The following is a 24,753-nucleotide window of genomic DNA, read 5'->3' as shown; positions in this document are numbered from 1 at the left end:
CCCGCCGTCCGGCCGAAGCCGCACCCGGGCGTGCGCCTACCCTTGGCGGCATGCCCACGTTGATCCTTGTCCGGCACGGACGTTCGACCGCCAACACCGGGGGAGTGCTCGCCGGCTGGACGCCCGGTGTCGCCCTCGACGAGCGCGGGAACGCCCAGGCCGCCGCGCTCCCCGGACGGCTCGCCGCGCTGCCGATCGCCGAGGTCGTCACCAGCCCGCTGCAACGCTGCCAGGAGACCCTCCAGCCCCTCCTCGACGCCCGTCCCGAGCTGCGGCCGCACACCGAGGAGCGGATCGGGGAGTGCCACTACGGCGACTGGTCCGGCCGCAAGCTCGCCGAACTCCAGGACGAGCCCCTGATGGAGGTCGTCCAGTCGCACCCCTCGGCCGCCGCGTTCCCCGGCGGCGAGTCGATGCGCGCGATGCAGACCCGCGCGGCCGAGGCCGTACGCGAGTGGAACGCGCGCGTGGAGCGCGATCACGGCGCCCACGCCGTCTACCTCATGTGCTCGCACGGCGACATCATCAAGTCCCTTGTCGCGGACGCACTCGGACTTCATCTGGACCTCTTCCAGCGGATCTCCGTAGAACCGTGTTCCATCACCGCGATCCGTTACACCCGTCTCAGGCCCTATCTCGTACGGCTCGGAGAAACCGGTGATCTCGCCTCCCTGGCGCCGCGCGAGGAGCCCCCGGGCGACGACGCCACGGTCGGGGGCGGCGCGGGCGCACCGTGATCGTCGGCCGCAGTAGGGTGAAGCGGTCGCAGTAGCGCCGCACTTGTCAGCAGTCGATTCCAATGGAGACAGGACGTGTCCCGTCAGGTGTACCTCTACGACCCGCCGGACCGCTTCGTAGCCGGCACGGTCGGTCTGCCCGGGCGCCGTACGTTCTTCCTCCAGGCCGCCTCCGGTCCTCGGGTGACCAGCGTGGCCCTGGAGAAGACGCAGGTCGCCGCGCTCGCCGAGCGCATGGACGAGCTTCTGGACGAGGTCGTACGGCGCAGTGGCGGCAGCGCGGCCGTCCCGGCCGTCACCCCCACCGAGATCTCCGACACCCGCCCGCTGGAGACCCCCGTCGAGGAGGAGTTCCGCGTCGGCACCATGGCGCTCGCCTGGGACGGTGAGGAGCAGCGCATGATCGTCGAGGCGCAGGCCCTCGTCGAACTCGACGCCGACACCGACGAGGACCTCGCCGAGGCCGAGGAGCGCCTGCTCCAGGATGAGGAGAACGGCCCCCCGATGCTGCGGGTCCGCCTCACCGGAGCCCAGGCCCGCGCCTTCGCCAAGCGGGCCCTGGAGGTCGTCAACGCCGGCCGTCCGCCCTGCCCGCTGTGCAGCCTCCCGCTCGACCCGGAAGGACACGTATGTCCGCGCCAGAACGGATACCGCCGCGGAGCGTGACCACGGCCGAGCTGCTCGCCAAGGGTGAGCTGAAAGTACGCGGACGCATCCGCGAGGCCTCGAACGCGGTGCTGTTCTGCTCCGTGACGTACGAGGGCCGCGAGGCGTCCTGCGTGTACAAACCCGTCGCCGGGGAGCGCCCTCTGTGGGACTTCCCCGACGGCAATCTCGCCCAGCGCGAGGTCGCCGCCTATGAGGTCTCCGAGGCGACCGGCTGGGGCCTCGTGCCGACCACCGTGCTGCGCGACGGGCCGCACGGCGAGGGCATGTGCCAGCTGTGGATCGAGACGGCGCCCGAGTCCGAACTGCTCGCCCTGGTCGACGCCGAGGAGCCCGAGCCGGGCTGGAAGGCCATCGGCTTCGCCGAGGTCGGCGAGGGGAAGACGGCCCTCCTGGTGCACGCCGACGACGAGCGGCTGCGCCGGCTCGCCGTCCTCGACGCCGTCATCAACAACGCCGACCGCAAGGGCGGTCATCTGCTGCCCGCCGACGAGGGGCGCCTTTACGGTATCGACCACGGTGTCACCTTCAACGCCGAGAACAAGCTGCGCACCCTCCTGTGGGGCTGGGCGGGCGAGCCGCTCACTCCGGAGGCGGTCGACGTCCTCCAGGCGCTCAGGGAGGCGCTGAGAGACGGCGGCGGGCTCGCCACGAAGCTCGCCGAGCTGATCACCGACGTAGAACTCGACGCCACGCGCGCGCGGGTCGACGCGTTGCTCGCGGACGGGAAGCATCCCGAGCCGAGTGGGGAGTGGCCGGCCATTCCGTGGCCGCCCGTGTAGCAGCACGGCGATCAAGGTTGCGCAAGAGCGCCTTACCGGTCGTCCGGCCTGGTCCGGTTCGTATGCGAAACATCTGTCCGGTTACGCTCATGACATGTATGCCTGGCCCGCTTCTGAGGTCCCCGCCCTTCCCGGCAAGGGCCGCGACCTCCGGATCCACGACACCGCGACCGGCGGTCTGGTCACCCCTGACACCGGTCCCGTCGCCCGTATCTACGTGTGCGGCATCACGCCGTACGACGCCACCCACATGGGGCACGCGGCGACCTACAACGCGTTCGACCTCGTGCAGCGCGTGTGGCTCGACACCAAGCGGCAGGTTCACTACGTCCAGAACGTGACCGACGTCGACGACCCGCTCCTGGAGCGCGCCGAGCGCGACGGCGTCGACTGGGTCGCCCTCGCCGAGAAGGAGACCGCGCTCTTCCGCGAGGACATGACCGCGCTGCGCATGCTGCCCCCGAAGCAGTACATCGGCGCGGTCGAGGCGATACCCGGCATCGTGCCGCTCGTCGAGCGCCTCAGGGACGCCGGTGCCGCCTACGAACTCGAAGGCGACACCTACTTCTCCGTCGGGTCCGACCCCAACTTCGGCAAGGTCTCGAACCTCGACGCGGCCGCGATGCGGCTGCTGTCCGCCGAGCGCGGCGGCGACCCGGACCGCCCGGGCAAGAAGAACCCGCTCGACCCGATGCTCTGGATGGCCGCCCGCGAGGGCGAACCGAGCTGGGACGGCGGCTCGTTGGGCCGCGGGCGCCCCGGCTGGCACATCGAGTGCGTGGCCATCGCCCTGGACCACCTCGGCATGGGCTTCGACGTGCAGGGCGGCGGCTCCGACCTCGCCTTCCCGCACCACGAGATGGGCGCCTCGCACGCCCAGGTGCTGACCGGCGAGTTCCCCATGGCCAAGGCGTACGTCCACGCCGGCATGGTCGGCCTCGACGGCGAGAAGATGTCGAAGTCCCGGGGCAACCTCGTCTTCGTCTCCGCGCTGCGCCGCGAGGGCGTCGACCCGGCCGCCATCCGGCTCGCCCTGCTCGCCCACCACTACCGCTCCGACTGGGAGTGGACCGACGGGGTGCTCGCGGACGCGGTCGCCCGGCTCGGGCGGTGGCGTGCCGCCGTCTCACGGCCCGACGGCCCCTCCGCCGTGACGCTCGTCGAGGAGATGCGCGAAGCCCTCGCGAACGACCTGGACGCCCCGGCCGCGCTCGCCGCGGTCGACCGCTGGGCGGCTCTCCAGCGGGACCGGGGCGGCAGCGACGAGGGTGCCCCCGGCGTCGTGTCCCGTGCCGTGGACGCCCTGTTGGGCGTGGCCCTGTAGCGACAGCGCACAGAACAGGGGCGGTTCCTCCCGGGTGGGAGGAACCGCCCCTGTTCTGTGCGCTGTCGAACGGCGGACTCACTCCTCGGAGGAGTCCTCGTCGTCCGCGTCGGCCTCCGGCTCCGTGTCCGGCTTCGCCGGTCTCTGCGGCTTCGTACGGCCACCGGGGTTGTCGCGGAGATACGTCGCGCTGTCGCTGCCGTCCGCCGTGGCGTGACCACCGGGCGTCGGGTTGCCACCGCCGTCACGCCTCCGCAGATAGCGTTCGAACTCACGTGCGATCGCCTCGCCCGACGCCTCCGGCAGCTCCGCGGTGTCGCGGGCCTCCTCCAGCGTCTGCACGTACTCGGCGACCTCGCTGTCCTCGGCGGCCAGCTGGTCCACGCCGACCTGCCAGGCGCGCGCGTCCTCGGGCAACTCGCCCAGCGGGATGCGGACGTCGATCAGGTCCTCCAGGCGGTTGAGCAGCGCCAGGGTGGCCTTCGGGTTGGGCGGCTGCGACACGTAGTGCGGCACCGCCGCCCACAGCGACACGGCCGGTACGCCCGCGTGCGTGCACGCCTCCTGGAGGATGCCGACGATCCCGGTGGGACCCTCGTACTTGGTCTCCTCCAGGTCCATCCGCTGCGCCAGGTCCGAGTCCGACGTGGTCCCGCTGATCGGCACCGGACGTGTGTGCGGGGTGTCACCGAGCAGCGCGCCCAGGATCACCACCAGCTCCACGCCCAACTCGTGCGCGAAGCCCAGCAGTTCGTTGCAGAACGAGCGCCAGCGCATCGACGGTTCGATACCTCGGACGAGTACGAGATCGCGCGGCTTCTCGCCACCGACCCGGACCACCGAGAGGCGGGTTGTCGGCCATGTGATCTTTCGCACGCCGGCGTCCATCCACACCGTGGGCCGGTTGACCTGGAAGTCGTAGTAGTCCTCGGCGTCCAGCGCCGCGAACACCTCGCCCTTCCACTCCCTGTCCAAGTGCGCGACCGCGGTGGAGGCGGCGTCGCCGGCGTCGTTCCAGCCCTCGAACGCGGCCACCATCACTGGGTCGATCAGCTCGGGAACCCCCTCCAGCTCGATCACCCAGCGCCTCCTTCCGATCTGCCCTCGCGTACGCCCCAACCTTACGGCGTCCGACGGGGGCGCCCGCAGCCCCCTTGCACGGGGGAGTGAACCCATGCCTGCCCCGTCCGGGACGGTCGGACACACAAGATCGCGATCCTGTGCGGACCCGTCCCGGCCGGTCACTCCTCCGATGGATCAATGAGGCGCATCACTCGATCACAGGGTCGAACGCAGCCACTGCTCCACGCTCGCGATGTGGACCGTCGCCCACGAGCGTGCGGCCTCCGCGTCCCGGTCGCGCAGCGCGCCCAGGATCGCCCGGTGCTCGTGCAGCGTCCGGCTGACCGCGTCCTCCTGGGTCAGCCCGCGCCAGATCCGGGCCCGCGTGGTCGGCCCGGACAGGCCGTCGAGGAGCGAGCAGAGCACCGAGTTGCCGGAGCTCTGCACGATGCCCCGATGGAACTCCAGGTCGCACGCGACCAGTTCCTCCACCGAGGGGGCGCCGCCCAGCGCGTCCAACTGGGCGGAGAGCGCGTCCAGTTGCTGCTCGCTGATCCGCAGCGCCGCCATCCCCGTGGCCGCCGGCTCCAGAATCCGCCGTACGGCCAGGAATTCGAGGACCGTGTCGTCGCGGTGGAAGTCGACGACGAAACTCAGCGCCTCCAGCAGGAGTTGAGGATCGAGGCTCGTGACGTACGTGCCGTCGCCCTGCCGCACGTCCAGGATGCGGATCAGGGACAGGGCGCGCACGGCCTCCCGCAGGGAGTTGCGGGACAGGCCCAGTTCGGCCGCGAGTTCGCTCTCCTTGGGCAGCCGGTCCCCGGGACGCAGCGCGCCGGAGACGATCATTCCCTTGATTTTCTCGATCGCCTCATCGGTGACTGCCATGGCCGGCCTCCCTGTTGCTCAGACATCCGATGTATCACGTGCATTATGGGGGTTCAGTGGGCTGAACGGGAGGGAAATCCACAGCTCAGGCAAGTGCTTCGAGCTCCGCGAGCACGGTTTCCTCGTCCAGCGTGGCGAGTGTCCGGTTCCGCATCAGCACCCGTCCGTCGACGACCGTGTCCCGTACGTCCGCCCCGTGCGCCGCGTACGCGAGCGTCGACCACGGGTCGTGCAGCGGCCGCAGATGCGGCGAGTCCAGGCCGAGCACGACGAGATCGGCCCGCTTCCCGGTCTCCAGCGAACCCAGGTGATCACCCAGGCCCAGCGCCCGCGCGCCTTCGATCGTCGCCATCCGTACGGCCTGTTCGGCGCCGACCGCCGTGGGGTCGCCGCCCGCCTTGTGGACGAGAGCCGCCTGCCGTACGGCGCCCAGCACGTCCAGCGTGTTGGAGCTGACGGCGCCGTCCGTGCCCAGGCCGACGGTGACGCCCGCGCTCAACAGCCTTGGCACCGGCGCGATTCCGCAGCCCAACTTCAGGTTGGACACCGGACAGTGGGCCACCGAGGTGCCCGTGCGGGCCAGTGCCGCGATCTCCGGGCCGGTCAGGTCCACGGCGTGCGCGAGCAGCAGATCGGGACCGAGCAGCCCGAGCGAGTCGAGCAACTCCACAGGGCGTTTGCCGTACTTGACCTCGACGGTCGCGACCTCGGTCGGGTTCTCCGCCGCGTGGATGTGCAGCAGCGCCCCGAACTCCCGTGCCAGGGCGGCGATGTCGACCAGCTGGTCGGGGGCGAGAGTGTAGGTCGAGTGCGCGAACAGGACCGGGCGCAGACCGGGGCGTGCTGGGCTCCGGGCCGCCAAGTCCCTTCGCGCCCAGTCCAGTCGGTCCTCGTAGGCGATACGGTCCGGCGGCTCCGGTACGTCCATGAAGGTGGGCCCGGTGTGCAGTCGCCAGCCCGTCTCGCGGGCCGCCTGCTCGGCCGCCTCGTGGAACCAGTACATGTCGAGCGCCGACGTCACCCCGGCCCGCACGCTCTCGGCCACCGCGAGCCGCACCGCCGCCGCCACGTTCTTCGGCGTCAGCAGCTCGGCCTCCCACTTCAAGACCCGCTCCAGGAAGCCCTGGAGAGTGACGTCGTCGGCGCGACCGCGCAGCAGCGTCATCGCGAGATGCGTGTGCGTGTTGATCAGCCCGGGCAGCACGAGGCAGCCCGAGGCGTCAATGGACTCCGCCGCTGTGAACCGAGTTGTCAGCTCCTCGGCCGGTCCTACGGCGACGATCTCACCCTCGTGGACGGCAACTGCCCCGTCCCGTACGACAGTTCCGGCCTCGTCGACGGTGAGGACGTCACCGCCGTGCACCAACAGGTCGATGCTCAAGGTGCTCACGCCGTCAACTCCTCGGCCTCCGCGAGCAGTCGGAGCGCCTCCAGGGAAACGACCGCACCCCGCTCGACACCGGCCGCGACGACCTCCCGGTGCGGGTCGTACCCGCCGGTGGCGTCCTCGTCGACGAGTTCATCGGCGTTGGCGCCATCGACGACCAGCACCCCGCCCGCGACAAGACCGCGCAGCGAGGCCGTCACCAGCAGCGCCGACAGCTCCATCTCGATCGCCGCGAGCCCGGCGCCGTCGTAGGAGAAGAGGGGGAGGAGGCCGGGCTGGAAGGCCGCGCGGGTCCACACGATGCCGCGGTGGTGCGGGGCGTCGGCCTCGCGGGCGGCCCGCTGGAGCGCGAGGACGGCCTCGGGGGAGGAGACGGCCGGGTACTCCGGCGGGAGGAGTTGCTGGGTGACGCCGTCGTCCCGTACGGCCGCCTCCGCGATGACGAGGTCGCCGTCGCCGATGCCGGGCTTCATAGCGCCCGCCGTGCCGAAGCGCAGGAAGGTGCGGACCCCCGCGTCCGCCAGTTCCTGGAACAGCAGGATCGCGCCCGGCCCGCCCACCCCGTGCGAGGCGACGGTGACCGGCAGGCCCTTCCAACTCCCGCTGAACACACGGTATTCGCGGTGGTACGACACCTCCTCGGCGCCGTCGAGCAGCGCGGCGACGGCGGCGGCGCGCGCCGGGTCGCCGACGACGACCGCGTGCACCGGAAGTCCGGTGCGCGGTATGCGGGTGATGGGCAGCAGGTCCTGCGTCATGTGGTGGCTCCGGAAGGGGAGTTGGCGGTACGGCGACGGCGGCGGGCCGTCGAGAGGAAGAGGGCGACGAGCGTCACGACGTACGGCGCGGCGTCGGTGGCCTGTTGGGGCAGGCCGACGCCCTGGAGGCGGAAGCCGGCGGCCTCGGCGAGACCGAAGAGCAGCGCGGCGAGCAGCACACCGACGGGTGCCGCGCGGCCGAGCATGACCGCGACGACGGCGATCCAGCCCCGGCCGGCCGTCATGTTCTCGGAGAACAACGTGACGTTGCCGAGCGCGAGTTGGGCACCCGCGAGCCCGCACAGGACACCCGAGATCAGCACGGCCGCGTACTTGTACTTCGCCGGACTCACTCCCAGCGTGGCCGCCGCGTCCGGCGCCTCGCCGACCCCGCGCAGCCGCAGCCCCCACACATGCCGGGACAGCATCAGCGCGGCCACCGCGACCGCGACGAACGCCAGATACGCGAGCGGGGTGAAGCCACCGACCAACGGCAGCCCGGCGAGTGACGGATCGTCGAAAGTGCCCTGCACACCGAAGACCGTACGCAGCAGGAAGCTGGTCAGGCCAACTGCCAGGAGATTCATGGCGATTCCGAGAACCACCGCGTCCCCGCGCAGAGTTACCGCGCCGACGGCCAGGATGAGGGAGTAGGCGGACGCCGCGAGAGCCGCCGCCAGGACGCCGAGCCAGGCGCTGCCCGTGAACCAACTCGTGGCCACCGACGTGAAGCAGCCCATCAGCATCATGCCTTCGAGGCCGATGTTGAAGACGCCCGCACGCTCGCACAGGGCACCGCCGAGCGCGGCCAGCAGGATCGGGGTCAGCGCGCGCAGCGCCGACATCAGCAGATCGGAGTCGAAGAACATCAGACGGCCTCGCTTTCCTGAGTACGCCTGCCGAATCTCAACCACTTCGTCGGGAAGCGCAGTCGGGCCGCCAGGAAGACGATCACGATGGCCTGGAGAACCTGTGTCAGTTCGCGCGGCACCTCGGTCGTCCGCTCCATCGCCAGGCCGCCGACCGAGAGGACGGCGAAGAAGAAGGAGGCGATGACCGTGCCGAGCGGCGCCGCGGTGGCGAGCAGGGCCGCTGTAAGTCCCGTCCAGGTGTAGCCGGGTGCGGTGAGCGAGCCGTCGACGAAGCGGTACGGGAAGCTCAACACCCCTATGGCGCCCACGAGTCCGGCCAACGCGCCGGAGACGGACATCAACTTGAGGGTCAGGCCCCGGCGTTCGACACCCGCGTAGGCGGCGAAGCGGGAGTTGAGGCCGGTCATGCGGATCTCGTAGCCGAAAGCCGTGCGCTTGTCGGTGAACCAGTAGGCGGCCGCCGCGAGGACGACGAGGATGAGCCCGATGGTGACCGTCGAGTCGCCGAACGCGGGCAGCGTCACGCCGTCCGGCATCGCCCGGGTCTGCGGGAGGCTGGAGCCGGGTTCCTTGAGCGGGTAGCGCGCCAGGTAGGAGGCGAGCGAGACCGCCGGGTAACTCAGCAGCAGGCTGCTGACCAGCAGGGGAACACCGAGGCGGTTCTCGCACAGGGCGGCCAGCGCGGCGTACGCGGCGCCGGCCGCCATGCCCGCGAGCAGTGCCAGTACGACGGTCAGGGGCGCTGGTAGCGGGGAGTACAGCCCGGTCACGGCCGCCGTGATGCCGCCGAGGACCATCTGTCCGTCGCCGCCGAGGTTGATCAGCCCGGCGCGCAGCGGGATCGCCAGCGCGAGCGCCATGCCGAGCACGCTGGTGCCGGTGCTCAGCGTGGAGCCGATGCCGTCGGCGCCGAGCGAGCCGGTGAGGACGGCGCCGTACGCCGTGAACGGGTCCGCGCCGGTGCCGACGAGGAACAGGGCGCCGATGACCAGGCCCGCGAGCACGGAGAAGGTGATGGGGGAGCGCAACACCCCTGATATGCGCGGTATCTGAGTGTGCGTCATGTCAGTCGACGGCCTCCGTCGGTACTACGGCTCCGCCCGCCATGGCGAGTCCCAGTGCCCGTTCGTCCGCCTCGTCCTTCGTGTACGTCGCCGTGACCCGGCCCTCGTACATGACCAGGACCCGGTCCGCGAGGCCCCGGATCTCGCTCAGTTCGGCGGAGACGAGGAGGACGGCGTGACCGGCGTCGCGGTAGGCGACGATCTGGTCGTGGATGTTCTGGATGGCGCCGATGTCGACCCCGCGCGTGGGCTGCTCGACGAGCAACAGCGGTGCCTCGTGGGCGAGTTCGCGGCCGATCAGCAGCTTCTGCAGATTGCCGCCGGACAGTGCGGAGGCGGGCACCTCGGGGGCGGCCGCCTTGATGCCGAACCGCTCGATCAGCCGCCCGGCGTGGGCGCGTACGGCCGCGGGCGGCAGAAGTCCCTTGGTGGACAGGGATGTTCGGTGATGGCCCATCGTGAGGTTGTCCGCGACGGACGCCGCCGGTGCCGTACCGACCGCGTGCCGGTCCTCGGGGACGTAGGCGAGGCCTTGCGCACGGCGCTCGGTGGCGGAGACGTGGGTGATGTCCCGCCCCTTGAGACTCACCTGTCCGGAGGCGACCGGCCGTAGCCCGGCCAGGGCCTCGATCAGCTCGCTCTGGCCGTTGCCCGCGACGCCCGCGATACCGACGATCTCCCCGGCGTGGACGGTGAGTCCCATATCGTGGACGGCGTCCGTGGTGAGGTCTCTCACGTCCAGGACCACGTCACCGGGTGCCCCGGGCGCGTGCACGCGGTCCAGGTCGACCGCGCGGCCGGTCATCGCGGCGGCGATCTCGTCGGCGGAGGTGTCCGCGGTGACCAGGCGGGCGACCACCCGGCCGTCCCGGAGCACGGTCACGTTGTCGCTGCCTTCGAGGACCTCGCGCAGCTTGTGGGTGACAAGGATCACCGTACGACCCTGCGCAGCCAGCGACTTGAGGACCGCGAACAGGGCGTCCGCCTCGGCCGGGGTGAGCACGGCGGTCGGCTCGTCCAGGATCAGCGTGCGGGCACCGCGATGCAGCAGCTTCAGGATCTCCACGCGCTGGCGCAGCCCGACCGGCAGCTCGCCGACCCGGGCGTCCGGATCGACGGCGAGCCCGTGCTCCTCGGCCAGCTCACGCACCCGGCGGCGGGCGGCGGCCCGGTCCACCAGGCCGAAGCGGCGCGGCTCGGCGGCGTAGACGACGTTCTCGGCGACCGTCAGCGAGTCGAACAGCTTGAAACTCTGGTGGACCATGCCGAGCCCGGCGGCCATCGCGGCGCTCGGGTCGCCGAACGACACCTCGCGCCCGTCGATCCGGATGGACCCGGCGTCGGCGCGCTCCATGCCGTAGAGGATCGACATGAGGGTGGACTTGCCGGCGCCGTTCTCGCCCATGAGGGCGTGGATCTCGCCGCGGTGGACGGTCAGGTCGACGGAGTCGTTGGCGAGCGTGCCGGGGAACCGTTTGGTGATTCCCCGGAGCTCGACCGCCGGGTCAACTGGCGGCCGGGTCATCGACCTTGAGCTTTCCGGAGACGATCTGGTCGCGCAGCGCCTTCACCTTCGTGAGGACGTCCTTGTGCTGGGCGATCACGCACTTCGACGAGTCGACGCCCGCCTCAAGGCCGGTCAGGCTGATGCCGCCCTCCTTCAGGCCGTACGACACGGAGGTGCCCGTCTTGCCCGCGAGGACCTGCTCGACGCCCTTCTCCACGGCGACGTCCGTCTTCTTGATCACGTTGTCGACGACCGTGCCGGGGGAGGAGACGCACTGGTTGACGTCGACGCCGTACGCGAACGCGCCCTTGGCCTTCGCGGCCTCGAAGACGCCGTAGTTGCCGGCCGCAGCGGCCGCCATGATCTGGTCGGTGCCCTTGGAGAGAAGGGAGTTGGCCTGCTCCTTGGCGCGCGCCGAGTCGTCGAACGGGGACTGGCCGCCGACGAAGCGCGTCGACGCGGACGTCTTGGCGGCGACCTTCTTGGCACCGGCCGCGAACGGGTCGCTGTAGCGCCGGAATTGGGGAGTGTCGAGCACGTCCACCGCGCCGACCTTGCCGCTCTTGCTGAGCAACCCGGCCTCGGCGCCCGCGAGATAGACACCCTCGTGCTCACGGAACACGGCGCAGGTGACGTTCGTGAACGTCTTCGTCGTGCACGCGTCGATCATCAGGAACTGCTGCTTCGGGTGCGCCTTCGCCTGCTGCGCCACGAGGTCCGCGAACTCGAAACCGACCAGCACGATCACGCTCGGGCTCGCGTCCACGGCGGCCTGCACGTTCTGCTGCTGGGACGCGGTGTCCGTCGACTCGTAGACCTTCTCCGTGCCGTCGTGCGTCTTAGCCGCGGCCTTCACACCGGTGACGGCGAGCTTCAGGAACTCGTTCTGCCCGACAGCGTCCGGCGTGACCAGCGTGAACGACTTCCCGCTGCCGCCGCTCGCACTGTCCGAGGCGTCGGTCTTCGCGGCGGCGTTGCAGGCGGTGGCGGCGGTGACCATGAGCGTGGTGGCGGCGACGAGCTGGAGCGTACGACGTGATCTGCGGAGCATGGGGACCTTCCGGGGTACGGCAAGGCGCGCTCTGGCGGGAGCGCGTGCGACCAGATGGTGAGACGGGAGGAGACGAGGGGTGGACGCGAGAGGGACAGGTCAGCGTCGACAGCAGTCGCTCGCGCAGCGGCCGTGATCGAGGAAACGGCGCATGGTCAGCAGCACACGTCCTCCTTCGTCTCGGCCTTCGGGCTGCGGGTGCTGGACTTTAACATTCGTTTTGAGACACCCGCTCGACTGTCTCGAACTGTGGTTCTTCCAGGTCATGTACGGTGTCCGACACCATCGGAACAGCAGGAGTGTCCCGTTATGTCCCAGGAATTGCGTGCGGTCGACTGGACCGGAACCGGACTCGCGCTCATCGACCAGACCCTGCTCCCGCATCGCAACGAGACGGTGGATGTCCACGATGTGGACACTCTGGTCGACGCGATCCAGCGCCTCGTGGTGCGCGGCGCACCCGCGATCGGGGCGGCGGGCGCGTACGGCGTCGCGATCGCGATCGTCGAGGGCGAGCGGAAGGGCTGGACCGAGGCCGAGACGCGCGCGGCTGTCGCCCGCGTCCGCGAGGCCCGCCCCACCGCGGTCAACCTCATGGTGTGCGTGGACCGGGTCATGACCCGCTTCGACGAGGGCCTCGACGCGGTGCTGGAGGAGGCCGCCGCCGTCCAGCGCGAGGACGTCGCCGCCAACCGCGCGATGGGCGCGTTCGGCGCCGACTGGCTGGTCCAGAAGGTGGGCGTGGAGCGGCCGTTGAGGCTCCTGACGCACTGCAACACGGGCGCGCTGGCGACCGCCGGCTGGGGCACCGCGCTCGGCGTCATCCGCGAACTGCACGCGCGCGGGCTGGTGGAGGTCGTCTACGCCGACGAGACGCGCCCCCTGCTCCAGGGATCACGCCTGACCGCCTGGGAGTTGGTCCAGGAAGGCATCCCGCATTACGTCCAGGCCGACGGCGCCGCCGCCGGCACCATCCTGCGCGGCGAGGTCGACGCGGCCATCGTCGGCGCCGACCGCATCGCGGCCAACGGCGACACCGCGAACAAGGTCGGCACGGTCGGCGTGGCCCTGGCCTGCGCGGACGCCGGTATCCCGTTCCTGGTGGCGGCCCCGACGACCACCGTCGACCTCTCCACCGAGACCGGCGACGACATCCACATCGAACTCCGCGGCGAGGCCGAGGTGTTGGAGTGGGCGGGCGTACGAACGGCTCCGGCGGAGTCGCGCGGCCACAACCCCGCCTTCGACGTCACCCCGGGCCGCTTGGTGACCGGACTGGTCACGGAGCGGGGCGTGTTGGAGGTATCGGCCGGTGAACTCCCCGGTGACCGGCTGAAGTAGCAGAAAGGGACCCCTGAAAACAGGGGTCCCTTCGACTCTCGGATCAGCGCTGCGTGAGTTCCAACTCCAGCAGCCACTCCACCACTTCGGTGTGATGCCGCGCCTGCCACGCATCCGCACCCCACACATACAACCCGTGCCCAGCCACGACCACCGCCGGCATCCGAGGGTCCCGGGCCGCCTCCAGGCGGTCGCCCAGCACCTTCATGTCCTGGCTGTTGGCGATGACGGGCAGGGTCACCTCGACATCGTGCGCGGGCTGACCCACACCCTTGAGCATCTCCACGTCCTTGAAGATGATCCCGCCCGGCTCACGCCGCCCCATCGCAACGGATGCCACGGTGTGCACGTGCACCACCGCACCCGCACCGGTCAACGCGGCGACGCGGGCGTGCAGTTCGGCCTCGGCGGACGGCTTCCCACCCCGGACGGCCGCACCGTTCCCGTCCACCAACACCACATCCGCAGGCGTCAGTTCACCCTTGTCGTGCCCGCTTGCCGTCACCGCCAGCCGCAGCGGATCCCGGCCCACCACCACGGACAGGTTCCCGGAGGTCCCCCTCATCCAGCCGAACGAGGCGAACCGGGCGGACTCGGCGGCGAGTTGAGCCCCCGCCTCCTTCAGGTCGAGGTCACTGATCTCGGTGGTCACGTGGTGCTCCTTGAACTGGTGATGCCGATCTCGTCGAACGCCCCCGCCTGCGCGTGGTCGCCGACGCCTTGCTCGAAATACGGTTCGCCCGGCCGCCGTACGCCCACCGCGTGCCAGCCCGCGGACACGGCCGCGTCCAGCTCGCCGGGCCGGTCGGAGAGGAAGAGCAGCCGGGACGGCTCGACGCCGGTCGCGTCCGCGATACGACGGTACGACTCCGGCTCCTGCTTGGGGCCGGCGTTCTCCGTGTCGTAGAGACCGGAGACCAGTGGCAGGAGGTCGCCCTCCGGGCTGGACGTGAACCAGGCGCGCTGCGCGGCCACCGAGCCGGACGAGTAGACGTAGAGCCGCAGGCCCGCCGTGTGCCAGGTGCGCAGGGCCGGTACGACGTCGTCGTAGAAGTGCGAGACGAGGTCGCCGCGGGCGAAGCCCTCGGACCAGATGATGCCCTGGAGGGTCTTGAGGGGGGTGGCCTTGCGGTCCTCGTCGAGCCAGGTGTTGAGCGTCTTCTCGATCTGTACGGCGTCGGCGTGCGGGTCGCCCGTCAGCTCGCGGACCTGCGTGATCGCCCGGGCCACGGCGGGGTCGTCGGCCCGCTCGGTGAGCAGGGCGGCGAAGCGCGAGCGGGAGTACGGGTAGAGCACGTCGACGACGAAACCCGTGGCGCTCGTGGTGCCCTCGATGTCGAGCACCACGGCGTCCACGGTGAACTGCAAGGTCACGCGGCGGCCTTGTCCTGCTGGAAGCCCGCGTGGATCGTGTCGTAGTCGGGGAAGCGCGAGGCGATGGTCGAGCCGGTGAAGTTGCCGACCCAGCCGTCCTCCTCGTGGAAGAAGCGGATCGCGGTGAAGGCCGGCTCGGTGCCCATGTCGAACCAGTGGGTGGTGCCGCGCGGGACGCCGATCAGGTCGCCCTTCTCGCAGTAGACGGCGTTCACTTCGCCGTTGACGTGCAGGTAGAAGATGCCCGAGCCGGAGACGAAGAAGCGGACCTCGTCATCGTCGTCGTGCGTGTGCTCCTGGAGGAACTTCGCGCGGGCGCCCGCGGCCTTCGCCGGATACTCCGGGTCGTCGCTGGGGTGCAGGCCGAGGACGTCGACGGTGGTGAAGCCCTCTTCGGCGTTGAGCTTGTCGATCTCCGGGCCGTAGGCGGCGAAGACGGTGTCGCTGTCGGCGTCGGCCGGGACGTCCTCGCGGATCGGCCACTGCTCGAAGCGCACACCGATCGGGGCGAGGGCGGCGGCGATCTCGACGGGGTCGGCGGTACGGCGCACGAGGGTCTCGGGGCCGGACTCGGCCCAGGTGGTGAGCAGCGTCATGGAACAACTCCGAAAGGTGGGAGGGATGTCCGGATGCTGGGACGAGCACCGGACGGGTGGGGGAGGGGAAGCCGGGGGGCGGCGAGCGACGGCGGCGGACAGCCGGTCAGCCCGGACAGCGCACGTCGGGACAGCACCGCATGCAGCTCATGGGGGGTGTCGTCACGCGCGGTGTCTTCATCGGGGCCTCACTGTGCCGGGTCGGGAGCCGGTCCCGTGATGGTAACCGCCGCCGGTGAACGGACCGGGTGTGACGTAGTCGTTGTCTCATCTGTTGAGAAACCGCTTCCATCCCTTTGACCAATGGCCGAAAACATTCTCATGATCTCCTTATGAAGACGCTGCTGCTCGTGCGGCGGCTGTACGTGGACTTGCTCCGGTCGACCACAGCCAGCTGTCGCTGACCACACCCGGAGCCATCGGCACGCCCCGCATCGCGGGCCGTCCGCCGCCTGTCCCGCCGCTCGTGCGGTGGCGCACGCTTCGCGCGATGGCGCGTTTTCGCCCCCTGCTCCGGGTGAGCACTCCGTCCTTCTCCCCTCTCGCTCTCATCTCGGCAGTACCCCGCACCTGGAGCCCCTTATGTCCCGTACCCGCGTCCCCCTCGCCGCGCTCTCGCTGGCCTCCGTCTCCGCCCTTCTGCTGGCGGGCTGCTCGCAGTCCACGGACGCCTCGAAGAGCAGCGACGACACCGCCGCCTCGGCGTCGGCCGCCACGGGCAAGAAGCCGGCGCCCTTCAGCAAGGGCACGGTCAAGGTGGCGCTCGTGCGGCAGAGCGGGGCCGGCGACTACTTCGAGCAGTGGGGCAACGGCGCGAAGGCGCAGGCCAAGGCCCTCGGCATCGACCTGACGGTGTACGACGCGCAGGCCGACAACGCCAAGCAGGCCACCGACCTGTCCTCGGCGATCAACTCCGGCGCGCAGGCGATCATCGTCGACCACGGCTTCCCCTCGACGATCCAGCCCGAGATCGACCAGGCCGTGAAGAAGGGCATCAAGGTCGTCGTCTACGACGTCGACCAGACCAACAAGTCCGTGGTCAGCACCGAGCAGGACGACGCGAGCATGGCGAAGGCCGTCCTCGACGTGATGGCCAAGACGGTCGGCAAGAACGCGAAGGTCGGTTACGTCAACGTGGCCGGCTACGCGGCCCTCGACAAGCGCAACTCCGTCTGGAAGACCGCAGTCGACGCCAACGGCTGGAAGCAGCAGTTCAAGGTCGGCAAGGTCACCGACTCCACGGCCACGGACAACGTGCCGCTGGTGTCCGCCGCGCTGACCCAACACTCCGACGTGGCGGGCGTGTTCGCCCCCTACGACGAGCTGGCCAAGGGCACCGTCCTTGCCGTGCAGAACAAGAAGCTGCAGAGCAAGGTGAAGGTGTTCGGCGCGGACGTCTCCAACGCCGACATCCAGAACATGACCGCCGCGAACAGCCCGTGGGTCGCCACCGCCGGCACCGACCCGTCGGCGGTCGGCGCGGCCGTCGTCCGTACGGCCGCCCTTGAACTGGCAGGGCAGTTGAACAAGACCTCCGTCGACTTCCCGGCCGTCGCCATCACCCAGGACTTCCTGCGCAAGAACAAGATCGCGAACATGGACCAGCTGCGCGCGGCCCTGCCCGCCCTGAACCTCTCCAAGGTGAGCACCGCGGACTGGATCCCCAATGTCGCCCACTGACAAGGCAGTTGAGGTGACGGCCGTCGACGCCGCGGTCAGCCTCCGCGACGTCAGCATGGCCTTCGGCGGCAAGACGGTACTGGCGTCCGTCTCGCTCGACATCGCACCGGGCAGCGTGGTCGCGCTGCTCGGCGCCAACGGCGCGGGCAAGTCCACGCTGATCAAGATCCTGTCGGGCGTGCACACGGACCACGGCGGGGAGGTGCGGGTCGCAGGGGAACCCGCAGCTCTCCGATCCCCGTCGGCCGCCCGGCAGTTGGGCATCCAGACGGTCCACCAGCGGATCGGCGAGGGCATCGTGCCCGGCCTCACGGTCGCCGAGAACCTGGTCTTCGAGGAGCTGGCCCAGCGCCGCGGCAACCCGTTCCTCAACGGCCGCCGCGTCCTGGCCCGCGCCCGCGAGATCCAGGCCGCGCTCGGACTCGGCTGGAGCGACGCCGTGTTGCGCCGCGACGTCACCGAACTGGGCATCTCCGACCGCCAGTTGCTCATCCTGGCCCGCGCCCTCGCCACCCGCCCCCGGCTGCTCATCCTCGACGAACCGACCTCGGCACTCTCCGCCGCCGAGGCCGAGCGGCTCTTCGCCCTCGTCGAGAAGATGCGCGACGACGGCATCGCGGTCCTCTACGTCTCCCACCGCCTCGGCGAGATCGACGCGCTCGCCGACCGCCTGGTCGTCCTGCGGGACGGCGGTCTCACCGACGACCAGGTCAAGCCCTTCGACTGGGACAGCGCCCTGCGCGCGATGCTCGCCCAGGCCCACGAGGCGACGAGCGCCCGCCCGCAGCGCAGCGGGGCGCACGGGGACGTCGTCCTCGCCCTGCACGGCGTCCACCTCTTCGAGGGCCGCGCGCCCCTCGACCTGGACCTGCGCGCCGGCGAAGTCACCGGCGTCGTAGGCCTGTTGGGCGCCGGCAAGACGGAACTGGCCCGGGGTCTGTTCGGCGCCGAGCCCTTCCCCACCGGCAAGGTCGAACTCGACGGCAAGCCGTACGCCCCCCGCCGCCCGTCCGAGGCGATCCGCGCCGGCGTCCACCTCGTCCCCGAGGACCGGCACGCCGACGCACTGGTCCCCGGCTGGTCGGTGGCCCAGAACATCTCGCTGCCGTTCCTCAAGTCCCTGTCCCGGGCGGGGTTGGTGAACACGGCGAGGGAGGACGCCCTGGGCCGCGAGACGATCGATGCCCTCGGCGTTATCGCCCGCGACGAGCACAGCACGGTGGAGGAGCTCTCCGGCGGCAACCAGCAGAAGGTCGTCGTCGGCCGCTGGCTCGCCGAGACCCCCCGCGTCCTCATCCTGGACGAACCGTTCCGAGGCGTGGACATAGGTGCCCGCCGCGACATCGGCCGCAGGGCGCGTGCGCTGGCCGCCGAGGGTGCGGCCGTCCTCGTCCTCTCCGCCGATGTGGACGAGGTGCTGGAGATCGCCGACCGGGTCGTCGTGCTGGCGGCAGGCGAGGTCCACCTCGACGCGTACGGCGAAGACGCGGAACGCGACCGCGTGATCCAGACCATCTCGGCGTCCGTGTGATGCCGGCCCCTTCAGGAAGCACCCGATGACCACCACCCAGAGCTCCGAGGCCGCACCGAAGGCACTGGCCCCGCCCGCCGTCTCCACCGCCGTGCTCGTCCAGAACGCCGTCATCAAGTACGGGTTCATCTTCGTCACGGTCGCGCTGTTCCTGTACTTCGCGCTGAGCGAGGGCTCCTTCCGCGAGTCGGCGACCATGCTCGACACCCTCCGGTACGTCTCCGTCGCCGCGATCCTCGGTCTGGGCGTCACCCTCACCATGGCCGTCGGCGGGATGGACATGTCCGTCGGCGCGGTCGCCGGGCTCGGGGTCACCGTCGCCGCGAAGACGATGGTGACGTACAACCAGGTCGGCACGGTCGCGATCCTCGCCGTGATCGCGGCGGGCGCGCTGGCCGGACTGCTGAACGCCCTGCTCATCGTCGTGATGAAGATCCCCGACATGCTGGCCACCCTCGGCACCATGTTCGTCATCCAGGGCACCAAACTCATCCTGGTCGACGGCCAGTCCATCTCCGCCGGCATGACCGAGTCCGACGGCAGCACCGCCCCCGGCAAGTTCACCGACGGCTTCCTGCGCATCGACCGCGGCACCCTCCTCGGCATCCCGATCTCCGTGCTGATCTTCGGCGCGCTGACCGTCGTGGCATGGGTCTTCCTGGCCCGCACCCGCTGGGGCCGCATCCTGTACGCGATCGGCGCCAACCCCGAGGCCTCCCGCCTGGCGGGCATCCGCGTCGGCGCGTACCGGGCCCTCGCCTACGTCCTCTCCGGCGTCCTCGCCTCCATCGGCGGCCTGATCCTGGCGTCCCGCATCGGGCAGGGTGACGTGTCCGCCGGCACGTCGCAGTTGCTGGAGGCGGTCGCCGTCGCGCTGGTCGGCACGTCGGTCCTCGGCCGGGGCCGCCCGAACGTCTGGGGCACGGCCCTCGGCGCGGTGCTGATCGGCATCATCACCACCGGTCTCACCATCAAGGGCCTGCCGTACTACACCCAGGACGTCGTCGAGGGCGCGGTCCTCATCCTCGCCCTGGTCTTCAGCTTCACCCTGTCCAAGCGCCGCACCGCATAAGGAAGTTCGAGGAGTTCGTACGATGGGCTACCGCATCCTGGAGACCGACGACATCCCGGCCTACCTGCACGAGCGCGGCCACTGGGCGGACGTGACCGACATCCACGTCCGTGAGGTCTCCGACGGCAACATGAACCGGGTGTTCCTCGCGTCGAACGCCGACGGCAGCCACAGCCTCGCCGTCAAGCAGGCGCTGCCCTGGGTGCGGGTCGCCGGCCCCTCCTGGCCGATGAGCCCCGAGCGCGCCGACGCCGAGGCCCGGGCGTACGAGCAGGTCGCGCGGGTCGCCCCCGACAAGATCCCGGCGATCCACGGCTACGACGCCGACAACTACGCCCTCGTCATGGAGGACATGTCCGACCTGGAGGTCCTGCGCACGGTCCTCAACGAGGGCGCGTCCTACGGCCCGGACACCTCGGCGCGGATCGGCGAGTTCGTGGCCCAACTCGCCTTCGCCACCAGTGACTTCGGCATGGCCTCCGCCGAGCGCAAGGCACTGATCGCGACCTCGGTGAGCCCCGAGCTGTGCAAGATCACCGAGGACGTCGTGCTCTCCGAGCCGTACATCGAGCACGAACACAACCACTGGCTACCGGAGTTGACGGACCTGGCCGCGTCCTTCCGTGCGGACGCCCGCCTGCGCACGGAGGTCGCCGATCTCCGGTACACCTTCATGACCAGCGCCCAGGCCCTCCTCCACGGCGACCTGCACACCGGCAGCATCATGGTCGGCGAGCGCGAAGGCGCCCCCGTGGTACGGGTCTTCGACCCCGAGTTCTCCTTCGTCGGCCCGATCGGCTACGACCTCGGCCTGTACTGGGCCAACGTGCTGGTGTCGGAGGAACGTGCCCGTGAGCTGGGCGCGTTGTCCGACCATGCCGACCAACTCCGGCTCTCCTGGGCGGCGTTCGAGACCGAGTTCCGCCGCCTCTGGCAGACCCGCGTCGACATCTTCTTCGACGACACCTACCTCGACCGCTTCCTCTCCCGCGTCTGGACCGACTCGGTCGGCTACGCCGGCACGGAGATCGTCCGCCGCGTCATCGGCTTCGCCCACCTGACCGACCTGACGACCCTGCCGGACCCGGCGCCGGCGTCCCGGCGGACGTTGCTGCTGGGACGTGAACTGATCGTGCGGCGCGAGGAGCTGACGTCACCGGAGCACATCAGGGCGCTCGTCTGAGGGATGTCGCTTCGCCGGGAGGCGTCACTCCGCGTCGAACCACTCCTTGCCCGCCGCCCAGTGCGCCACCCAGCCGGCGAACCCCGGCGCGGAGGTCGTGAACCCGAACTCCGCGCCGAACGGCATGGCGCCCACATCGGTGATGTGCCAGACGTGCCCCCGCTGGGGGCCGGTGACGACCAGGTGCCAGTTCATCGCGCAGCCGTCGGTCCCGAGCACGATCGAGCCGTGGTTGAGGACCTGCTCGACGACCGCGTCGGGGTCCTCGTAGGGCCCGTCGTCCTCCTCCCACAACCACCCTGCGGCGAGCGGGAACGGCTTGCCCGGGTCCCGGTCCTCCTTGCCGTCGCCCCAGTCGTCCGGCAGCTCGGCCAGCCCCACCAGCCCGTACTCCGGCGGCCCTTGGAACGACCCGTCCGACATCTCCGCCACGAACGTCCGGTACGGCTCCGGCAGCACCACCCCGTGCTCCGCCTCGAACGCGCGCACCGCGTCCCAGCCGAGCGCCGACTCCCCGCCGTCGTCCACGCCGAACGCCGCCCGCAGCGCGGCGAGTTCATCGGCGGAGGCTTGATCGTTGTTCATACGCCCATGAAAACACCCGGCACTGACAACCGGGCACGCCAAAGGGGCGGCTCCCTCCGCAGGGAACCGCCCCTTTCACGTCGTAGCGAATGCCGTCGTAGCCGTAGCGCCTACTTCTTGTCGAGCAGATCCTGCACCTTGCCACGCACCTCGTCGGTGGCCAGGCCGCGGATCGTCAGGGTGGTGCGGCGGCGGAGGACGTCGTCCTGGGTCTCCGCCCACTCGTGGTCGCGGGCGTAGACGACCTGGGCCCAGATCTCGGGGGCGTCGGGGTGGACGCGCTGGCCCAACTCCGGGTTCTCGTTGGCGAGTCGGGCGATGTCGAAGGCCAGGGAGCCGTAGTGCGTGGCCAGGTGCTTCGCCGTGTCGGCCGCCATGCGCGGGCCCGGCGCCGGGTTGTCGACCAGGAGGCGGTGGGCGACCGCGCGCGGGTTGGCGACGCCCGGCAGCGGGAGCTTCTTCGGGAGGGAGGAGATCGGCTCGAAGTCCTCGCCGAGCGGGCGGCCGGGGAGGGCCTCCAGCTTCTGCATGACCGTACGGCCGATGTGCCGGAAGGTCGTCCACTTGCCGCCCGCGACGGACAGCATGCCGCCCTTGCCCTCGGTCACCACGGTCTCGCGCTTGGCCTTCGCCGTGCTGCCGGGGCCGCCGGGCAGGACGCGGAGACCGGCGAAGGAGTACGTGATCAGGTCACGGGAGAGCTGCTGGTCGCGGACCGAGAACGCGGCCTCGTCCAGGATCTGGGATATGTCCTTCTCGGTGACCGAGACGTCCGCCGGGTCGCCCTCGTACTCCTCGTCGGTCGTGCCGAGGAGCAGCATGTCCTCCCAGGGGAGGGCGAAGGTGATGCGGTACTTGTCGATGGGGGTGGCGAGAGCGGCCTTCCAGGGGGAGGTGCGCTTCAGGACCAGGTGCGCGCCCTTCGACAGGCGGATGGAGGGGGCCGCGTTCGGGTCCTCCATCTTGCGCAGGTGGTCGACCCACGGGCCGGTCGCGTTGAGCACCAGCCGGGCGCTCACCCCGAACTCGTCGCCGGAGGTGGCGTCGCGCAGCTCCGCGCCGGTCACCCGGCCCTGGGTGAAGCGCAGGCCGGTCACCTCGGCGTGGTTGAGGACGACCGCGCCCGCCTCGACGGCCGCGCGGACCGTCATCAGCGCCATGCGGGCGTCGTTCATCTGGTCGTCGCCGTACACGGCGACGGCCTTGAGGTTCTGGGTGCGCAGCTCGGGCACGTCCTGCGCCGCCTTGGCGGGGGACAGGAGGTGGCCGACGCCGTCGCCGAACGCGGAGAGCGCGGAGTAGGCGAAGACGCCCGCCCCGAGCTTCGCCGCACCGTGCGGACCGCCCTTGTAGACGGGGAGGTAGAACGTGAGCGGGTTCGCCAGGTGGGGAGCCACCTGGCGGGACACCGCACGGCGTTCGAAGTGGTTCTCCGCCACCAGCTTCACCGCGCCGGTCTGCAGATAGCGCAGACCGCCGTGGAGGAGCTTGGAGGAGGCGGAAGAGGTGGCGCCGGCGAAGTCGCCGGCGTCGACCAGGGCCACCCGCAGCCCGGACTGCGCGGCGTGCCAGGCGGTGGAGATGCCCAGGATGCCGCCGCCGATGACGAGGAGGTCGTACGTCGCCTTGGAGAGCTGCTCCCGGGTCTCGGCCCGGCTCGGGTTCGAGCCGGAGGCCGGGTGCGTACCGAGGGCAGGCACGGACTGCAGGGTGGACTGACTGGTCATGTGGGGTTCTTACTCCTCGTCGTCGAGCCAGCCCATGGTCCGCTCCACGGCCTTGAGCCAGCTCTTGTACTCACGGTCGCGCTTCTCCGCGGCCATGTTGGGGGTCCACTCGGCGGCCCGGCGCCAGTTGGCACGCAGGTCGTCGGTGCTGGTCCAGAAGCCGACGGCGAGACCGGCGGCGTAGGCGGCGCCGAGGCAGGTGGTCTCGGCGACCATCGGGCGCACCACGGGGGCGTCGACGAAGTCCGAGAGCGTCTGCATCAGCAGGTTGTTGGAGGTCATGCCGCCGTCGACCTTGAGCGCGGCGAGCTCGACGCCGGAGTCCTTCGTCATGGCGTCCGTGATCTCACGGGTCTGCCAGGCGGTGGCCTCCAGGACGGCACGCGCGAGGTGCGCCTTGGTCACGTACCGGGTGAGGCCGGCGATCACACCGCGGGCGTCGGAGCGCCAGTACGGGGCGAACAGACCGGAGAAGGCCGGCACGAAGTAGGCGCCGCCGTTGTCCTCGACCGAGAGCGCGAGCGTCTCGATCTCGGCGGCGGTGGAGATGAGGCCCATCTGGTCGCGCATCCACTGCACCAGCGAACCGGTGACGGCGATCGAGCCCTCCAGGGCGTAGACCGGCGCGTCATTGCCGATCCGGTAGCCGACCGTGGTCAGCAGGCCCGAGTAGGAGTTGATGATCTTCTCGCCGGTGTTCATCAGCATGAACGTGCCGGTGCCGTACGTGGACTTGGCCTCGCCCTCGGCGAAACAGGTCTGGCCGAACAGGGCCGCCTGCTGGTCGCCGAGCGCGGAGGCGACCGGGATGCCGCCGAGCAGCTCGCCGAGACGGCCGCCGGTGACCTCGCCGTAGACCTCGGCGGAGGAGCGGATCTCCGGGAGCATGTTCATCGGGACGCCGATGGACTCGGCGATCTTCTCGTCCCACTCCAGGGTGTGCAGGTTCATCAGCATGGTGCGGGAGGCGTTGGTGACGTCGGTGTAGTGCTTGCCGCCGTTCACACCGCCCGTCAGGTTCCAGATGACCCAGCTGTCCATGGTGCCGAAGAGGATGTCGCCCGCCTCGGCGCGCTCCCGCAGGCCCTCGACGTTGTCGAGCAGCCAGCGGGCCTTGGGGCCTGCGAAGTACGACGCGAGGGGGAGACCCGTCTCGCGGCGGAAGCGGTCCTGGCCGACGTTGCGCCCCAGCTCCTTGCAGAGTGCGTCGGTGCGGGTGTCCTGCCAGACGATGGCGTTGTGGACGGGCTCACCGGTGTTCTTGTCCCAGAGGAGAGTCGTCTCGCGCTGGTTGGTGATGCCGATGGCCTTGATGTCGTCGCGGGTGATGCCGGCCTTCTCGATGGCGGAGGCGACGACCTCCTCGACGTTGGTCCAGATCTCGGTGGCGTTGTGCTCGACCCAGCCCGGCTTCGGGAAGATCTGCTCGTGCTCCTTCTGGTCGACGGAGACGATACGGCCGTCCCGGTCGAAGACGATGCAACGGCTGGAGGTCGTGCCCTGGTCGATGGCCGCGATGAACGGTCCGGCGGTGTGCGCGTCGGTCACTGTGTGCTCCTGAGGGGT

23 protein-coding genes are annotated in these 24,753 nt (G+C 70.4%); 9 read left to right on the top strand and 14 right to left on the bottom strand.

The annotated features are described in order from the left end of the window. Window positions 1-50: 50 nt before the first annotated feature. The 4 genes from OG496_RS14960 (at window position 51) to mshC (ending at window position 3,509) form a co-directional block, all read left to right on the top strand. On the top strand, window positions 51-737 hold the full coding sequence (locus tag OG496_RS14960; RefSeq protein WP_399397344.1) for a histidine phosphatase family protein: 687 nt from the start codon (window positions 51-53) through the stop codon (window positions 735-737). 75 nt (window positions 738-812) lie between these two features. After that, window positions 813-1,403: a DUF3090 domain-containing protein gene (locus OG496_RS14955; protein ID WP_399397342.1), complete on the top strand. Its 591-nt coding sequence runs from the start codon at window positions 813-815 to the stop codon at window positions 1,401-1,403. After that, window positions 1,367-2,185, top strand: a complete 819-nt coding sequence (locus OG496_RS14950) for an SCO1664 family protein (protein ID WP_366495656.1) — start codon at window positions 1,367-1,369, stop codon at window positions 2,183-2,185. Before OG496_RS14955 ends, OG496_RS14950 begins: the two co-directional genes overlap by 37 nt. Before the next feature lie 94 nt (window positions 2,186-2,279). After that, on the top strand, window positions 2,280-3,509 hold the full coding sequence (gene mshC, locus OG496_RS14945; RefSeq protein ID WP_366495655.1) for a cysteine--1-D-myo-inosityl 2-amino-2-deoxy-alpha-D-glucopyranoside ligase: 1,230 nt from the start codon (window positions 2,280-2,282) through the stop codon (window positions 3,507-3,509). Window positions 3,510-3,587: 78 nt separating this feature from the next. Here mshC and OG496_RS14940 read toward each other — a convergent pair whose 3' ends face one another. The 8 genes from OG496_RS14940 to OG496_RS14905 all read right to left on the bottom strand — a co-directional run bounded on the left by OG496_RS14940 (window position 3,588) and on the right by OG496_RS14905 (window position 12,098). Beyond that, complete coding sequence (locus tag OG496_RS14940) at window positions 3,588-4,589, bottom strand: PAC2 family protein (protein WP_366495654.1); 1,002 nt, start codon at window positions 4,587-4,589, stop codon at window positions 3,588-3,590. Between the two features lie 198 nt (window positions 4,590-4,787). Continuing rightward, complete coding sequence (locus OG496_RS14935; protein WP_033283704.1) at window positions 4,788-5,459, bottom strand: FadR/GntR family transcriptional regulator; 672 nt, start codon at window positions 5,457-5,459, stop codon at window positions 4,788-4,790. A gap of 85 nt (window positions 5,460-5,544) precedes the next feature. Further along, window positions 5,545-6,840 (bottom strand): amidohydrolase, encoded by a 1,296-nt coding sequence (locus OG496_RS14930; protein ID WP_405976628.1) that lies wholly within the window; start codon window positions 6,838-6,840, stop codon window positions 5,545-5,547. A 5-nt stretch (window positions 6,841-6,845) separates the two neighbouring features. After that, window positions 6,846-7,604, bottom strand: coding sequence for a nucleoside phosphorylase (locus OG496_RS14925; RefSeq protein WP_366495653.1), 759 nt, complete (start codon window positions 7,602-7,604; stop codon window positions 6,846-6,848). Beyond that, window positions 7,601-8,473 carry an ABC transporter permease gene (locus tag OG496_RS14920; protein ID WP_405971188.1) on the bottom strand — a complete coding sequence of 291 codons (873 nt, stop codon included), beginning with the start codon at window positions 8,471-8,473 and terminating at the stop codon, window positions 7,601-7,603. Before OG496_RS14920 ends, OG496_RS14925 begins: the two co-directional genes overlap by 4 nt. Continuing rightward, a complete protein-coding gene (locus OG496_RS14915) occupies window positions 8,473-9,540 on the bottom strand; it encodes an ABC transporter permease (protein WP_405971187.1) in 1,068 nt (355 codons plus the stop codon). The genes OG496_RS14920 and OG496_RS14915 overlap by 1 nt, the downstream gene beginning before the upstream one ends. A 1-nt stretch (window position 9,541) precedes the next feature. Then, window positions 9,542-11,065 (bottom strand): ABC transporter ATP-binding protein, encoded by a 1,524-nt coding sequence (locus OG496_RS14910; RefSeq protein ID WP_405971186.1) that lies wholly within the window; start codon window positions 11,063-11,065, stop codon window positions 9,542-9,544. Next, the gene (locus OG496_RS14905) at window positions 11,046-12,098 is read right to left on the bottom strand and encodes a BMP family ABC transporter substrate-binding protein (RefSeq protein WP_317770026.1); all 1,053 of its coding nucleotides are present in this window, start codon (window positions 12,096-12,098) and stop codon (window positions 11,046-11,048) included. Before OG496_RS14905 ends, OG496_RS14910 begins: the two co-directional genes overlap by 20 nt. Before the next feature lie 309 nt (window positions 12,099-12,407). Here OG496_RS14905 and mtnA point away from each other — a divergent pair, with 309 nt between their 5' ends. Next, complete coding sequence (gene mtnA, locus OG496_RS14900; protein WP_405971185.1) at window positions 12,408-13,439, top strand: S-methyl-5-thioribose-1-phosphate isomerase; 1,032 nt, start codon at window positions 12,408-12,410, stop codon at window positions 13,437-13,439. A gap of 43 nt (window positions 13,440-13,482) precedes the next feature. On the opposite strand, the gene mtnB is transcribed toward mtnA, so the two are convergent. Genes mtnB through OG496_RS14885 form a run of 3 tightly spaced genes read right to left on the bottom strand, consistent with a single transcriptional unit; the run spans window position 13,483 to window position 15,409 of the window. Next, entirely contained in the window at window positions 13,483-14,091 is a 609-nt protein-coding gene (mtnB, locus tag OG496_RS14895; protein WP_405971184.1) for a methylthioribulose 1-phosphate dehydratase, read from the bottom strand. Further along, window positions 14,088-14,813: an acireductone synthase gene (mtnC, locus tag OG496_RS14890; protein ID WP_405971183.1), complete on the bottom strand. Its 726-nt coding sequence runs from the start codon at window positions 14,811-14,813 to the stop codon at window positions 14,088-14,090. Before mtnC ends, mtnB begins: the two co-directional genes overlap by 4 nt. Continuing rightward, complete coding sequence (locus OG496_RS14885; protein ID WP_327405262.1) at window positions 14,810-15,409, bottom strand: cupin; 600 nt, start codon at window positions 15,407-15,409, stop codon at window positions 14,810-14,812. Before OG496_RS14885 ends, mtnC begins: the two co-directional genes overlap by 4 nt. 582 nt (window positions 15,410-15,991) lie before the next feature. Between OG496_RS14885 and OG496_RS14880 the strand changes: the two genes are divergently transcribed. From OG496_RS14880 to mtnK, 4 genes are read left to right on the top strand one after another with little or no spacing between them, the layout of a single operon-like run. Beyond that, complete coding sequence (locus OG496_RS14880) at window positions 15,992-17,089, top strand: substrate-binding domain-containing protein (protein WP_405971182.1); 1,098 nt, start codon at window positions 15,992-15,994, stop codon at window positions 17,087-17,089. Beyond that, window positions 17,076-18,620 (top strand): sugar ABC transporter ATP-binding protein, encoded by a 1,545-nt coding sequence (locus tag OG496_RS14875; protein ID WP_405971181.1) that lies wholly within the window; start codon window positions 17,076-17,078, stop codon window positions 18,618-18,620. Before OG496_RS14880 ends, OG496_RS14875 begins: the two co-directional genes overlap by 14 nt. Before the next feature lie 25 nt (window positions 18,621-18,645). Then, on the top strand, window positions 18,646-19,692 hold the full coding sequence (locus OG496_RS14870; protein WP_366495643.1) for an ABC transporter permease: 1,047 nt from the start codon (window positions 18,646-18,648) through the stop codon (window positions 19,690-19,692). Window positions 19,693-19,714: 22 nt separating this feature from the next. Further along, the gene (gene mtnK, locus OG496_RS14865; protein ID WP_405971180.1) at window positions 19,715-20,875 is read left to right on the top strand and encodes an S-methyl-5-thioribose kinase; all 1,161 of its coding nucleotides are present in this window, start codon (window positions 19,715-19,717) and stop codon (window positions 20,873-20,875) included. 24 nt (window positions 20,876-20,899) lie between these two features. Here the strand turns inward: mtnK and OG496_RS14860 are convergent, their stop codons facing one another. The 3 genes from OG496_RS14860 to glpK form a co-directional block, all read right to left on the bottom strand. Next, window positions 20,900-21,460: an SMI1/KNR4 family protein gene (locus OG496_RS14860; protein ID WP_328684361.1), complete on the bottom strand. Its 561-nt coding sequence runs from the start codon at window positions 21,458-21,460 to the stop codon at window positions 20,900-20,902. 110 nt (window positions 21,461-21,570) lie between these two features. Then, window positions 21,571-23,187, bottom strand: coding sequence for an FAD-dependent oxidoreductase (locus tag OG496_RS14855; protein WP_405971179.1), 1,617 nt, complete (start codon window positions 23,185-23,187; stop codon window positions 21,571-21,573). 9 nt (window positions 23,188-23,196) lie between these two features. Further along, window positions 23,197-24,735, bottom strand: a complete 1,539-nt coding sequence (gene glpK / locus OG496_RS14850) for a glycerol kinase GlpK (RefSeq protein ID WP_327405269.1) — start codon at window positions 24,733-24,735, stop codon at window positions 23,197-23,199. Between the last annotated feature and the right edge of the window lie 18 nt (window positions 24,736-24,753).

Source organism: Streptomyces sp. NBC_00988 (genome assembly GCF_045162645.1).
GTDB lineage: Bacteria > Actinomycetota > Actinomycetes > Streptomycetales > Streptomycetaceae > Streptomyces.
This window is presented reverse-complemented; position numbering and strand designations above follow the sequence as displayed.

What these genes read in the sequence shown, in the direction of transcription:
- OG496_RS14875 (WP_405971181.1), top strand. Translation starts at nt 17,076, where the DNA reads ATGTCGCCCACTGACAAGGCAGTTGAGGTGACGGCCGTCGACGCCGCG.
- OG496_RS14915 (WP_405971187.1), bottom strand. Translation starts at nt 9,540, where the DNA reads ATGACGCACACTCAGATACCGCGCATATCAGGGGTGTTGCGCTCCCCC.
- OG496_RS14870 (WP_366495643.1), top strand. Translation starts at nt 18,646, where the DNA reads ATGACCACCACCCAGAGCTCCGAGGCCGCACCGAAGGCACTGGCCCCG.
- mtnK (WP_405971180.1), top strand. Translation starts at nt 19,715, where the DNA reads ATGGGCTACCGCATCCTGGAGACCGACGACATCCCGGCCTACCTGCAC.
- OG496_RS14960 (WP_399397344.1), top strand. Translation starts at nt 51, where the DNA reads ATGCCCACGTTGATCCTTGTCCGGCACGGACGTTCGACCGCCAACACC.
- OG496_RS14935 (WP_033283704.1), bottom strand. Translation starts at nt 5,459, where the DNA reads ATGGCAGTCACCGATGAGGCGATCGAGAAAATCAAGGGAATGATCGTC.
- OG496_RS14920 (WP_405971188.1), bottom strand. Translation starts at nt 8,473, where the DNA reads ATGTTCTTCGACTCCGATCTGCTGATGTCGGCGCTGCGCGCGCTGACC.
- OG496_RS14910 (WP_405971186.1), bottom strand. Translation starts at nt 11,065, where the DNA reads ATGACCCGGCCGCCAGTTGACCCGGCGGTCGAGCTCCGGGGAATCACC.
- mshC (WP_366495655.1), top strand. Translation starts at nt 2,280, where the DNA reads ATGTATGCCTGGCCCGCTTCTGAGGTCCCCGCCCTTCCCGGCAAGGGC.
- mtnA (WP_405971185.1), top strand. Translation starts at nt 12,408, where the DNA reads ATGTCCCAGGAATTGCGTGCGGTCGACTGGACCGGAACCGGACTCGCG.
- OG496_RS14855 (WP_405971179.1), bottom strand. Translation starts at nt 23,187, where the DNA reads ATGACCAGTCAGTCCACCCTGCAGTCCGTGCCTGCCCTCGGTACGCAC.
- OG496_RS14880 (WP_405971182.1), top strand. Translation starts at nt 15,992, where the DNA reads ATGTCCCGTACCCGCGTCCCCCTCGCCGCGCTCTCGCTGGCCTCCGTC.
- OG496_RS14925 (WP_366495653.1), bottom strand. Translation starts at nt 7,604, where the DNA reads ATGACGCAGGACCTGCTGCCCATCACCCGCATACCGCGCACCGGACTT.
- OG496_RS14905 (WP_317770026.1), bottom strand. Translation starts at nt 12,098, where the DNA reads ATGCTCCGCAGATCACGTCGTACGCTCCAGCTCGTCGCCGCCACCACG.
- OG496_RS14950 (WP_366495656.1), top strand. Translation starts at nt 1,367, where the DNA reads ATGTCCGCGCCAGAACGGATACCGCCGCGGAGCGTGACCACGGCCGAG.
- OG496_RS14860 (WP_328684361.1), bottom strand. Translation starts at nt 21,460, where the DNA reads ATGAACAACGATCAAGCCTCCGCCGATGAACTCGCCGCGCTGCGGGCG.
- OG496_RS14885 (WP_327405262.1), bottom strand. Translation starts at nt 15,409, where the DNA reads ATGACGCTGCTCACCACCTGGGCCGAGTCCGGCCCCGAGACCCTCGTG.